Source organism: Streptomyces sp. NPDC088733 (assembly GCF_044751185.1).
Taxonomy (GTDB): domain Bacteria; phylum Actinomycetota; class Actinomycetes; order Streptomycetales; family Streptomycetaceae; genus Actinacidiphila.
Genome location: NZ_JBIVLH010000023.1, coordinates 40635 through 52750, shown reverse-complemented (window position 1 = coordinate 52750; position 12116 = coordinate 40635). Strand labels below are relative to the sequence as shown.

The 12116-nt window shown below is 73.7% G+C and carries 12 protein-coding genes and 1 pseudogene; 7 read left to right on the top strand and 6 right to left on the bottom strand.

All coding sequences use genetic code 11. The annotated features are described in order from the left end of the window. Positions 1–189 precede the first annotated feature (189 nt). Together ACIP64_RS31935 and ACIP64_RS31930 are read left to right on the top strand one after the other, a co-directional pair. Entirely contained in the window at positions 190–957 is a 768-nt protein-coding gene (locus ACIP64_RS31935) for an IclR family transcriptional regulator (protein WP_401593501.1), read from the top strand. 74 nt (positions 958–1031) lie between these two features. After that, positions 1032–1913, top strand: a complete 882-nt coding sequence (locus ACIP64_RS31930; protein ID WP_401593498.1) for an LLM class F420-dependent oxidoreductase — start codon at positions 1032–1034, stop codon at positions 1911–1913. A 7-nt stretch (positions 1914–1920) separates the two neighbouring features. Here ACIP64_RS31930 and ACIP64_RS31925 read toward each other — a convergent pair whose 3' ends face one another. Beyond that, entirely contained in the window at positions 1921–2232 is a 312-nt protein-coding gene (locus tag ACIP64_RS31925) for a DUF5955 family protein (protein ID WP_360909192.1), read from the bottom strand. Positions 2233–2408: 176 nt separating this feature from the next. Continuing rightward, a complete protein-coding gene (locus ACIP64_RS31920) occupies positions 2409–3065 on the bottom strand; it encodes a histidine phosphatase family protein (protein WP_401593495.1) in 657 nt (218 codons plus the stop codon). Positions 3066–3109: 44 nt separating this feature from the next. Between ACIP64_RS31920 and ACIP64_RS31915 the strand changes: the two genes are divergently transcribed. From ACIP64_RS31915 to ACIP64_RS31905, 3 genes are all read left to right on the top strand, one after another. Beyond that, complete coding sequence (locus ACIP64_RS31915; protein WP_401593493.1) at positions 3110–3763, top strand: NTP transferase domain-containing protein; 654 nt, start codon at positions 3110–3112, stop codon at positions 3761–3763. Between the two features lie 197 nt (positions 3764–3960). After that, complete coding sequence (gene aceB, locus ACIP64_RS31910; protein ID WP_401593490.1) at positions 3961–5589, top strand: malate synthase A; 1629 nt, start codon at positions 3961–3963, stop codon at positions 5587–5589. Positions 5590–5692: 103 nt separating this feature from the next. Beyond that, the gene (locus ACIP64_RS31905; protein ID WP_401593488.1) at positions 5693–6298 is read left to right on the top strand and encodes a class I SAM-dependent methyltransferase; all 606 of its coding nucleotides are present in this window, start codon (positions 5693–5695) and stop codon (positions 6296–6298) included. 10 nt (positions 6299–6308) lie between these two features. Here the strand turns inward: ACIP64_RS31905 and ACIP64_RS31900 are convergent, their stop codons facing one another. Next, positions 6309–6629, bottom strand: a complete 321-nt coding sequence (locus tag ACIP64_RS31900; RefSeq protein ID WP_401593486.1) for a nuclear transport factor 2 family protein — start codon at positions 6627–6629, stop codon at positions 6309–6311. 174 nt (positions 6630–6803) lie between these two features. On the opposite strand from ACIP64_RS31900, the gene ACIP64_RS31895 reads away from it, so the two are divergent. After that, complete coding sequence (locus ACIP64_RS31895; protein ID WP_401593484.1) at positions 6804–7901, top strand: PP2C family protein-serine/threonine phosphatase; 1098 nt, start codon at positions 6804–6806, stop codon at positions 7899–7901. On the opposite strand, the gene ACIP64_RS31890 is transcribed toward ACIP64_RS31895, so the two are convergent. The 3 genes and pseudogenes from ACIP64_RS31890 to tnpA all read right to left on the bottom strand — a co-directional run. Then, positions 7879–9003, bottom strand: a complete 1125-nt coding sequence (locus ACIP64_RS31890) for a substrate-binding domain-containing protein (protein WP_401593704.1) — start codon at positions 9001–9003, stop codon at positions 7879–7881. The genes ACIP64_RS31895 and ACIP64_RS31890 overlap by 23 nt on opposite strands. A gap of 88 nt (positions 9004–9091) precedes the next feature. Then, positions 9092–10255: an ARPP-2 domain-containing protein gene (locus ACIP64_RS31885; protein WP_401593481.1), complete on the bottom strand. Its 1164-nt coding sequence runs from the start codon at positions 10253–10255 to the stop codon at positions 9092–9094. Between the two features lie 206 nt (positions 10256–10461). After that, positions 10462–10840: pseudogene (tnpA, locus tag ACIP64_RS31880) on the bottom strand (IS200/IS605 family transposase); the annotation flags it as partial. Positions 10841–10901: 61 nt separating this feature from the next. Between tnpA and ACIP64_RS31875 the strand changes: the two are divergent. Next, complete coding sequence (locus tag ACIP64_RS31875) at positions 10902–12032, top strand: RNA-guided endonuclease InsQ/TnpB family protein (RefSeq protein ID WP_401593701.1); 1131 nt, start codon at positions 10902–10904, stop codon at positions 12030–12032. The last annotated feature ends 84 nt before the right edge of the window (positions 12033–12116 follow it).

Sequence of the window (12116 nt, the reverse complement as noted above, 5' to 3'; positions counted from 1 at the left end):
GCCGCCCGGGACGGGAGGACGGCGCGCGGGCCGGGGGCTTCCGGAGTAGGGTTGACGGATTCCGCACAACGGAATCCGGCTTCCGCAGCGGCCGTTGCGTCGCTCCGCACAAGGACGCGGCCGACGACGATCGCCGCCTCGCGACCGCCGGTAGGCTGCACCACCACATCGTCCGCCTGGGGAGGAACCGTGGCGTCAGACCGCGCCGGGGGCGTCCAGTCACTTGAACGCGCCTTCGACCTGCTCGAGCGGATGGCCGACGCGGGGGGCGAGGTCGGCCTCAGCGAACTGGCCACCGGCAGCGGGCTGCCGCTGCCCACGATCCACCGCCTCATGCGGACCCTCGTCGACTGCGGCTACGTCCGCCAGCAGCCCAACCGGCGCTACGCGCTGGGCCCCCGGCTGATCCGCCTCGGCGAGACCGCCTCCCGCCTGCTGGGCACCTGGGCCCGCCCCTGTCTCGCCGAACTGGTGGACGCGACCGGCGAGACCGCCAACATGGCCCTGCTCGACGGCGACGAGGTCGTCTACGTCGCCCAGGTCCCCTCGCGCCACTCCATGCGGATGTTCACCGAGGTCGGACGCCGGGTCCTGCCCCACTCCACGGGCGTCGGCAAGGCGCTGCTGGCCCAGGTCCCGCCCGAGGAGGTGCGCGCGCTGCTGGCCCGCACCGGCATGCCGGCCGCCACGGAGCGGACCATCACCGACCCGGACGCCTTCCTCGCCGAACTCGCGCACATCCGCGCGCAGGGCTACGCCGTGGACGACAACGAGCAGGAGATGGGCGTCCGCTGCCTCGCCGTCACCGTCCCCGGCTCCCCCACCGCCGCCGCCATCTCGGTCTCCGGACCGGCGGGCCGCGTCACCGACGCCGCCACCGAGAAGATCGTCCCCGTCCTCCAGGCCGCGGCCCGCTCCCTGTCCGCGGCCCTCGCCGGTGCCGCGGACCCCACGTGAGGGCTTGACCTGGAGTGCGCTCCAACAACTAGCGTCGTCCGGGTCCGCGACAACGACCCGAGGCGGGAGTGACCGTGCAACTGGGCGTGCATCTCACGAAGTTCGACCATCCGGAAGGACCTGCCGCGCTGGGCCCGGCGCTGGCGGAGGCCGGGGCCGCCGCGGAGGCGGCCGGGGTGGGCTGGCTGTCGGTGATGGACCACTACTTCCAGATGGAGCACAACGGCGGCGCCGAGGCGGCCATGCTGGAGTGCTACACGACCCTGGGCTATCTCGCCGCCCGCACCTCCTCCGTGCGGCTCGGGGTACTGGTCACGGGGACGACGTACCGGCACCCGGGGCTGCTGGCCAAGATCGCCACGACGCTCGACGTGCTGTCCGGCGGCCGGGCCACCCTGGGGCTGGGCGCCGCGTGGTACGAGCGCGAGCACCTGGGGCTGGGCGTGCCCTTCCCGCCCCTCGCGGAGCGCTTCGAGCGCCTGGAGGAGACGCTGCGCGTGTGCCTCCAGATGTGGGACCAGGAGGACGACGGCCCGTTCGAGGGCAAGCACTACCGGCTCGCGGAGACCCGCTGCACCCCGGCGCCCGTCAGCGCCCCGCACCCCGAGGTCATGGTCGGCGGTGGCGGGGAGCGCAAGACGCTGCGGCTGGTGGCCCGTTACGCGGACGCGTGCAATCTGTTCAGCTCCTCGCACGCCGATGTCGCGCACAAGCTGGACGTGCTGCGCCGGCACTGCGACGAGGCGGACCGGGACTACGACTCCGTCCGCAAGACGATGCTGTACGCGGGAAGCGCGTTGCGCGACGGGGACCTGGACACCTTCACCAAGGAGATGACCGGCTACGCCGCCCTCGGCGTCGAGAGCGTGATCGTGATGCCGCCGGAGGCCGCGTCCGCCGGGTGGATCGAGAGCCGGTGCGGCGCCGCCGCGCGGCGGCTGGCCGAACTCGGCTGAGCCGGGCTCAGTCGGCGGAAGGCGGGGCGCCGAAGAGTTCGATCGCGCGCCGCACCTCGGTCAGGGCGGCGGACAGGGCGCTGACGGAGCCGAGGGCGCTGGTGACGACCAGGAGCCCGCGGCGCAGCCGCGGGACGTCGGGAACACCGGCGGCGGCCGCGGACGCCAGCGCGGCGAGCTCGTCCTCCGCGATGTGGCGGTCCGGTAAGTTCGAGCGGTACGCGGCGAGCGCGCGACGGCAGTGGGAGACCGCCGCACGCAGCGCGGCCGCCCTCGGGTCCTCGGCGCCGTCCCCGTCCAGGGCCGCACGGGCCGCCATGTCCTTGACCACTGCTGTGTCCCCCATTGTTCGACCCCCGTTGTACGCACCCGTGCGGGTCCGGCCCCACCCGGGCCGCATCGGGGAGGACAGTAAACGCGACGGAGCGCTCCCCTCGCTATACGGACAGCGAAATCAGCCCCAAGTTCTCCTCGCGCGAGACGACTTGCCGACATTCAACGAACAGCGGGCGGCGTTCGGTTCCAGTCGGCGAGCCGCCACCCGCCGGCGCCGTGCCCCCAGCGCGCGAACGAGCCGTTGGCGACGTACGCTCCCTCCTCCGGCAGGGGCGGCCCCAGCAGATGACGGATCATCAGCACGACGGCGTCGTGGGCGACCAGCAGCACCGGCGCGCCGTCCCCGCCCGCGGGGAGCCCGTCCAGCACGGACCGCACGCGCAGGGCGACGTCGTCCATCGACTCGCCCCCGCCCGGCGGCCGGTAGGCCTGCTCGCCCTCCCGCGCACGCCGGGCGGCCTCCTGCGGGAAGCGCTCCCGGACCGCCTGCGGCGTGAGCAGTTCCAGCGCGCCCGTACCGCGGTCGCGCAGCCGGGGCTCGTAGGACGCCGGGGGCAGCGGGTGACCGGCGGCCCTGTGGACGGCGTCGAGGACGTCGAGGGTCTGCCGGGCGCGCCGGTACGGGGAGCAGAGCACCGTGCCGGGAGTGCCGTCGCCGAGCGCCAGCAGCTCCCCGGCGAGGCGCGCCGCCTGGTCGCGGCCGCGATCGGTGAGGCCGACATCGGCGTCCCGGACGCCCTCCGGGGAGACGCCGCGCGCGAACGCCGCGTTCGCGGTGCTCTCGCCGTGCCGCACAGCAATGAGCCAGTTCGTCATGGGAGGTCCTTTTCCTCGCCCGCCATCCACGGTATCCAGGGAGTGTGGAACGGGACGGTTCGAGCGGAACGGGCACCGCCGTCGCCGGGCTGCTGCTGGCCGCCGGGGGCGGCCGCCGGCTCGGCGGGCGGCCGAAGGCGCTGCTGGAGTACGGCGGCCGCCCGCTCGTGGAGCACGCCGCGAGGGCGCTGCGCGAGGGCGGCTGCGCCCCGGTGCACATCGTGCTGGGCGCGGCGGCCGCCGAGGTGCGGGCGCGGGCGGTGCTCGACGGCTGCACGGTGGTCGGGAACCCGGACTGGGAGCAGGGCATGGGCTCCTCGCTGCGGGCCGGTCTGACGTCGCTGGCGGGCACGGGGGCGCGGGCCGCGGTGGTCACGCTCGTGGACCAGCCAGGCGTGGGCGCGCGGGCCGTGGCGCGGGTGGCGGCGGCGTACGCCTCGCCGGCGACGCTGGCCGCGGCCGCGTACGGCGGCAGGCGTGGGCATCCGATCCTGCTGGGCGCCGGCCACTGGCCCGCGATCGCGGCGAGTGCGGCGGGCGACCAGGGGGCACGCTCGTACCTGGGGCGGCACGAGGCGGAGATCGTCCTCGTGGAGTGCGCGGACGTCGCGCTCCCCGGCGACATCGACACCCCGGACGACCTGTGGCGCCTCGGCGGGGGGCCGCGGCCCCCCGCGCCCGGTGCCACAAAACGTTGAAGTTCCGCAATGCAAAAACTATGCTCCACGCAGCAGAAGCGCCCGTCGGCCAGGGCGCCCCGCGGCCACTCCCGGCGGGCCCGGCACCGCGTGCCACGCCGCGCCCCGGCAGCCGCCCGGTATCCGGGCCGCCCGCACCTCCGCCGTGCCGCGTCCCCGCGCGGCGGGAGCAGCCGCAGCCAGAGGAGATCAGCTTCATGTCCGCAGCAGGAGCAGGGCCTTCCCCGCATGCCGTCGTCGCCGGCACCGCGCCTCCCGTCGAGCGCGCGGAGGAGGTGCTGACCGACGCGGCGCTCGCCTTCCTCGGCGAACTCCACCGCCGCTTCGCGCCGCGCCGCGCCGAACTCCTCGCCCGCCGGGGGGAGCGCCGGGCGGAGATCGCCCGGACCGGCACCCTGGACTTCCTCCCGGACACCGCGCACATCCGCGAGGGCGACTGGCGGGTCGCGGACGCCCCGGTCGCGCTCACCGACCGCCGGGTGGAGATCACCGGCCCCACCGACCGCAAGATGACCGTCAACGCCCTCAACTCCGGCGCCAGGATCTGGCTCGCGGACTTCGAGGACGCCTCCGCCCCCACCTGGGAGAACGTCGTCGGCGGGCAGATCAGCCTGATCGACGCCTACGAGCGGCGCATCGACTTCACCTCCCCCGAGGGCAAGGCGTACGCGCTGAAGGACGAGGCCGAACTCGCCACCGTCGTCACCCGCCCCCGCGGCTGGCACCTCGACGAGCGCCACCTCACCGTCGACGGCGAGCCCGTCCCCGGCGCCCTGGTCGACTTCGGGCTGTACTTCTTCCACAACGCGCACCGGCTGCTCGCCAAGGGCAAGGGCCCGTACTTCTACCTCCCCAAGACCGAGTCGCACCTCGAAGCCCGGCTGTGGAACGACGTGTTCGTCTTCGCGCAGGACCACCTGGGCATCGCGCAGGGCACGATCCGCGCCACCGTCCTCATCGAGACGATCACCGCGGCCTTCGAGATGGAGGAGATCCTCTACGAACTGCGCGACCACGCCTCCGGCCTCAACGCGGGCCGCTGGGACTACCTGTTCTCCATCGTCAAGAACTTCCGCGACGCGGGCGAGCGCTTCGTGCTGCCCGACCGCAACGCCGTGACGATGACCGCCCCCTTCATGCGCGCCTACACCGAACTGCTGGTCCGCACCTGCCACAAGCGCGGCGCCCACGCCATCGGCGGCATGGCCGCCTTCATCCCCTCCCGGCGCGACGCCGAGGTCAACGCGGTCGCCTTCGAGAAGGTCAAGGCCGACAAGGACCGCGAGGCCGGCGACGGCTTCGACGGCTCCTGGGTCGCCCACCCCGACCTGGTGCCGATCGCCCGCGCCTGTTTCGACGCGGTCCTCGGCGACCGGCCGCACCAGAAGGACCGGCTGCGGGAGGACGTCCACGTCACCGCCGCCGACCTGCTGGCCGTCGACTCGATCGGGGCGAAGCCCACGTACGAGGGGCTGCGCAACGCGGTCCAGGTCGGCACCCGCTACATCGAGGCGTGGCTGCGGGGCATGGGCGCGGTCGCCATCTTCAACCTCATGGAGGACGCCGCCACCGCCGAGATCTCCCGCTCGCAGATCTGGCAGTGGGTCGACGCGGGCGTCGTCTTCGCCGACAACGGCGAGAAGGCCACCGCCGACCTGGTGCGCGCCGTGGCGGGGCGGGAACTGGCCGCCATCCGTGCCGAGACGGGCGACGAGGCGTTCGCGGCGGGCCGCTGGCAGCAGGCCCACGACCTGCTGCTGAGGACCGCGCTCGACGAGACCTACGTCGACTTCCTCACCCTGCCCGCCTACGAGTTGCTCGACTGACCGGCCGCTGGCCCCGGGTCCCGGCCGCACAGGCCGGGGCCCGTCCGCCCGCGGCCGGCCGATCCGCCGTTCGCCCGACCGGCGGCAGGGGAAGGGTCCGGGCATGCCCTTCGACCACAACGACCACTACCACCGGCTGCTGCTGAACCACGTGCCGCCCGGCGCGCTCACCGCGCTGGACGTGGGCTGCGGCACCGGCCGCTTCGCACGCGAACTGGCGGAACGGGGGCTGCGGGTGGAGGCGCTCGACGTCTCCGAGGAGGCCGTCGCGGCGGCCGGCGCGGCGCCCGGGGTGGACTTCCGGGTCGCCGACGTGACGGCCGTGCGCCTGCCCGAGGGCCGCTACGACGTGATCACCTGCCTGGCGAGCCTGCACCACGTGCCGTTCCCCACGGTCACCGCCCTGCGGGCCGCGCTCGCCCCGGACGGGGTGCTGCTCGTCCTCGGCTGCTACCGCGAACGCAGCGCCGCCGACCGGGCGGTGAGCCTGCTGGCCGTCCCCGTCAACGCCGTCGCCCGGCTCTCCGTCGCCGTCTGGGAGCGGCTGCGCGGCCGCCCGCGCCCCGCCGTTCGCGCGCCGGTCCGGCCGCCCACGATGTCCCTGGCGGAGATCCGCGCCGAGGCGGAGCGCCTCCTGCCGGGCAGCCGGGTGCGCCGGCTGCTGTTCTGGCGCTACCTCCTGGTCTTCCACGAGGACGCGGCGCGCTGAGCCGGGCCCCTCAGGCCTGGCCGGTGTCGAAGCGGCTGATCTTCCCGTCGTCGACGGTGAAGTGCCACTTGGTGCGCATCTCGCCCCAGGTGTCGTTGCGGTAGTCGGCGATCAGGGTGCGGCCCGCGGCGTCCTGCGACTGGACGTCCATGTGGCCGTGGGAGTCGAAGATCTCCCGGTCGGCCCATTCGTCGAGGACGCGGTCGGAGCCGTCGTCCGACATGGTCGCGTTCTCGGTGAGCGCCCGGCGGAAGGCCTCGCGGTCACCTGCGTTGACCGCCGTGACGAAGGCGCGGACGGCGGGCTCGTTGAGAGCGTCGGTGCGGATCATCGTCGGACTCCCTGTGCCGGTGTACTGGCCACCAGCCTGGCCGTCGGGTGCGGCCTGCGCCACCCGGCGGACGGCCGTTCACCCGAGGGGCGGCCACCGCTGGCCGGGTGGCACGGACCCGGGGAGTCTGGGACGACAGCCCGGCGGGCCGGGACGGACGGCAGGAGCGCGCGCGTGGGAAGTGTCGACGAGGGCGGCACCGACGACCGCAGGGACGTGGCCCGCTACATCCGGCTGCTGCCCGTCGTGCTGCTCGTCGGCGGCTTCCTCGTGGACTACCTGACCCCCGCCGAGTTCAGCGGGACCGCCTTCTACTCCGTCGCCCCGATGATCGCCGCGCCGCTGATGTCGCTGGGCGGCACGTGCCTGATCGGTCTCGGGGCCATCGCGGCGGACGCGGGCATCCTCAACCACTTCGGCTACATCAACGGGGCGGGCGGGGTCAGCGAACTGCTGTCGATCACGGCGGTGGCGGCGGTCGCTGTCTTCATCAACCGGGTGCTGCACGTCCGCGAGGAGCGGCTGCGCTCCGCGCGGGGCATCGCGGCCGCGGTGCAGCGGGCGGTGCTGCCCGAGCCGCCGGAGCGCGCCGGGCCGTTCCGGATCGCCGCCCGCTACGAGGCCGCCGAGCAGGACGCGGACATCGGCGGCGACCTGTACGCGGTGCAGGAGACGCCGTTCGGGCTGCGCTGCGTCATCGGCGACGTCCGCGGCAAGGGGATGGACGCGGTCGAGGCGGCCACGGTGGTCCTGGGCGCCTTCCGCATGGCGGCCGACGAGGAGCCGACGCTCGCCGGGCTGGCCGCGCGCATGGACCGCGCCCTGTGGCGGGAGTCCGAGCGGCGCGAGGGCCTGGACCGGCTGGAGGGCTTCACCACGGCGGTCCTGGCGGAGATCGCCCCGGACGGGGAGCTGCGCCTGGTCAACCGGGGTCATCCGCCGCCGCTGGTGCTCCGCGAGGGCCGGGTCCACTACGCCGAGCCCTCGCAGCACGCCCTGCCCCTCGGCATGGGCCTGGAGACCGGGGTGGCCGCGGTGGACACCCTGCCCTTCCCGCCCGGCGCCTCCCTGCTGATGCACACCGACGGCGTCACCGAGGCACGCAATGCCGACGGCACCTTCTACGACCCGGTCGCACGGCTGGCCGGGGTGCGCTACGACGGCCCCGTCGAACTGCTCCAGACGCTGCTGGACGACGTCCATCTGCACACCGGCGGCCCCCGCAACGACGACATGGCGCTGCTGGCCGTCACGCACGACCCGCGGCCCTGAGCAGCGCCCCGCACGAGGCGCGTACCCGCAAGGAGGGCAGCAGGTCGAGGTGCCCGCGCGGCCGGGAGTCGCCGCTGCCGCGCTCGGCGATCCGCTGCAGCAGCAGCGCCGCCGCGGCCTCGCCGACGGCGCGCTCCGGCGGTGCGACGGCCGTCAGCGGAGGGTCGGCCAGGCCCGCCACCCGGTCGCCGTGGACGACGATCGCCAGGTCCTCGGGCACGAGCACACCGAGTGCCCGCAGCCGGGGAACGAGCACGACCGCGAACTGGTCGTCGTGCAGGAGCACCGCGCGCACGCCGTGCTCCTCGGCCAGCGCACGCAGGTGGTCGGCCGTCAGCGCGGTCCGCTCGGCCTCCGGCAGCGGCGCGGGCGCGCTGTAGGGCGAGCCGGGCGCCGGGGTCAGCTCCAGTGCCTCGACGGCGGCGGCGTGGCCGGCGGCCAGCTGTCGCGCGCGGGCGGCGTCCCGCAGCACCAGCGCGACCGAGCGGTGGCCGAGCGAGGCCAGGTGGCGCACGGCCGTCGCCGCGCCGTGCGCGTCGTCGCAGCGGACGTGGTCCAGGTCGGCCGCGGGGCTGCCCGGCGGTGCCTGCCGCTCCACGAGGACCACGGGCACCCCGCTCCCGGCGATCCGGCCGTCGCCGTCGGGGCCGGGGACGAGCAGCACTCCGTCCGCGCCGGCGGCGACCAGTCGTCCCGCCTGCTGGGCGTCGCCCTCGGCGTGGCCGGAGAGTCCGAGCACCAGCCGCCCGCCGCGCGCCTCCAGGGCGTCCCGGGCACCCTGGACGATCCGGTCGAAGGGGTGGTCGAGCGTGGGGACCAGCATCCCGGCCACCAGGCCCTCGGCATCGCGGGCCTTGGCGGGAAGGGGAGCGGGAGCAGGGGTGTCGACCGGGGTACCGCGGCCGCCGGTCTCCGCGCACGGCCAGACGACCGAGCCGTGCACACGGCGCAGTCTCCCCTGGGTCGCGAGCGTCTCGACGTCCCGGCGCAGGGTGACGGGGGAGACGCCCAGTTCCTCGGCGAGGTCCGCGACCCGCAGGCTGCCCCGTTCGCGGACCAGTGAGATGACCCGTTCGTGGCGCTGGCCGACATGGAGCCGCACGGTCTTCTCCCTGCTCAGGACCGTCGGGGCGGTGATCCGCACTCCCTTGTCACTGTACGCCGGGCGGGGCGCCGGGGGCCGGTGACGCCTACCGCCGGCTCCGCTGCCCGCGGGGCGCGGCCCGCTTGCGGTACCCGTCGAGCACGTCCTGCCGGAGCAGGAAGCCGAAGCCGGCCGACTCCAGCCGCAGGCCGAGGGCCGCCTCGTCGATCCCGAGGCCGGCGGCGGTGTCCGCCAGATGCCAGTCGTGGGCGGCGAGGCGGTCGAGGAGGTGGCCGCGGCGGACCTGGCTCTCCGAGAGCCGGAACGTCTTGAGGTAGACGGTCCGGCCGGCGGCGTCCGTGATGGCCTCGCCGATGTGGTTCTCCTGCCGGGGCCGGAACTCCGGCAGGAAGCGGGCGAGGGTGAAGGGCCCCATCCGGTGCACCCTGCGCCAGGTCCCGTCCTGCTCCGCCGCCCGTGCCGCCATCGTCGTGTCGTGGAAGGCGGCCCAGGCGCGCTCCTGTTCCCCGGCCGCCGCCCGCAGCCCGGCGAGGGAGTCGATGCCCTCGTCGGCCACGTGGGCCCGGAACTCCTGCACCGACGGCATCAGCAGCGCGTAGTGGTGGACGAGTTCGCCGTACAGGTCCTGCACAAGGGTGGGGTGGAGCACGCGGTAGTCGTCCGGGTGCGGCACGACGAACACGGCCGCCAGGGCGTCGGCGACGTAGAACAGCACCCCGCACTGCCCGGGGTGGATCTCGAAGACGCGCAGCGCGTCGGCCAGTCCGGGGATTTCGGCCCCGGTGTACGCCTGCTCGGCGCGCGGCGACAGCCCGCTGCGCAGCGCCCGGTGCGACCACTCCTCCCAGGCGAACGAGGGGCCGCCGAAGTGCAGCGCCAGATAGCCCTCCAGGGCCATGTGCAGCGGGAGGAAGCGCAGCCGGTGCTTCTCCTCGCGGCGGGCCATCCTGCGGTGGAAGCGCAGGGCGGTGGTGGCGGGCGCCGCCGCGTCGGCCGCGGCGGCCAGGTGCGTGCCGTAGGCGGCCGCCGGAGTGCCGTCGTCGGTCCAGTCGGCGACGAAGGCGTGCGGGATGTACGAGAAGTAGGCCGCGCGCGGGCCCACGCTCACCACCGAGGGGCCGTCGCCCAGGATCCGCGGATGCAGCCGCAGGTCCTCCACGGGCGCGGGACGCACCAGCGGCACCAGCCGCACCGCGCCCCATACCTGGGAGGGACGGGTCTCCAGGCCGGTCAGGTCCATCGCGGTCACCGGGCACGCTCCCGGGGGTCGGCGGCCGTCATGCGGTCGGCGCGGGCGTCCAGGTAGGCGGTGAGTTCGGCCAGGTCCGTGCGGCCCTCGGCGAACTGGGCGATCTCCACGAGCGCGGGCAGGTCCTCGGCGTCGCGGATACCGGCGGTGGCGACGGTCGCCGACAGCCGGCGCACGTCGAACGCGTCCGCGTCGTATACGGGGTTGAGGTGGACGACGGCGGTGCGCCCGGCGGGTTCGAAGTAGGACGGTGACCAGAAGTGCTCGCCCCACAGGTACTTGCGGATGTGGTCGGGGAACTCCTGCCGTCGGCGCCGGGCGGAGACACCCTTGAGGGAGCCCACGAGCCGTGAGATGGCGACCTTGGGCGGGTAGTGCACGAGCAGGTGGACGTGATCGCGTTCGCCGTTGAACTCCCCCAGCTCCGCGCCGAAGTCGGGGCACACGTCGCGCATGACCTCTTCGCAGCGCCGAAGGATCTCGTCAGTGAATGGTCCGCGGCGGCACTCGGGGGGTGAAGATCAAGTGTGCTTGGAGAGTGCGGACGACGCTACGGCCCCTACGAATAGCGGGGTTTGGTTCCAGCGCGGTGACATAGAGCAATGTTACGATCACGCCCGTGAAGATCGTGACGCAGTTCAAACTCATGCCGGATGCCGTGCAGGCATCCGTGCTTGGGCGCACCCTGCGCGCGGTCAATGACGCTGCGAACCGGGTGTCGCAGGTGGCGTTCGAACACGGCGTGCCGCGTGAGTACGAGCTGCGCAAGCATACCTACGCCGAGCTCAAAGCCCGTGGGCTGGGAGCTCAGGCCGCGCAACACGTCATCAAGAAGGTGTGCGACTCGTACACCACGCTCAAGGCCAACATCCGGGCCGGGAACCTCGGCAAGGACGGCTCCGAGCGTCGCCGCAGGGCCGAGTCCAAACCGGTCGCCTTTCGCCCCGAGGCCGCCCAGCCGTATGACGACCGGTGTCTGAGCTGGCAGTACGACCAGCAGACCGTGTCCATCTGGACCGTGGACGGCCGGGTCAAGAACGTACCGTTTTTGTGCTCCCTGGACGCGCTCAAGATGCTCCAGGCACACCGGCAGGGCGAATCCGACTTGATCAAGCGCGACGGCGTGTTCTACCTCGTCGCCACCTGTGACGTGCCCGAGGCCGCGCAGTACGAGCCGGACGGCTTCATCGGCGTGGACCTCGGGGTCGAGAACATCGCCACCGCCTCCACCGGCTACCTCGCCGCCGGGCAGAGGCTCAACCGGTACCGCAAGCGACAGCTCGCCCTGCGGGTCAAGCTCCAGAAGAAGCGCACCAAGAGCGCCAAGCGGCGGCTGAAATCGCGCGCCCGAAAGGAAGCACGGCACGCTGCAAACGTCAACCACATCATCTCCAAGACGATCGTGACCGAGGCTGAACGCACCGGACGCGGCCTGTCCCTCGAACAACTCAAGGGCATCCGCAACCGGGTACGGCTCCGCAAGCCTCAACGGGTCGCACTCCACTCCTGGGCCTTCGCCCGGCTCGGAGACTTCATCGTCTACAAGGCCAAGCGGGCCGGGGTGCCCCTGGTCTTCGTTGATCCCGCGTACACGTCGCAGACGTGCGCCGAGTGCGGCCACGTCGACAAGCGAAACCGTGTCGACCAGGGGCTTTTCATCTGCCGGGGGTGCGGGGTCGTTGCCCACGCCGACCGAAATGCTTCCTACAACATCGCCTTCCGTGGCGAGAGCGCGTGGAATGCGGGGCGTGAGTCACGCGTCCCTGCCACCCCATAAGGGTGTCTGGACGGAGGAGTCCACCCCAGCAGCCAGCTGGGCACTACCTCCAAGCCCCGTCCTTCAGGGCCAGGTCAAGTTGAC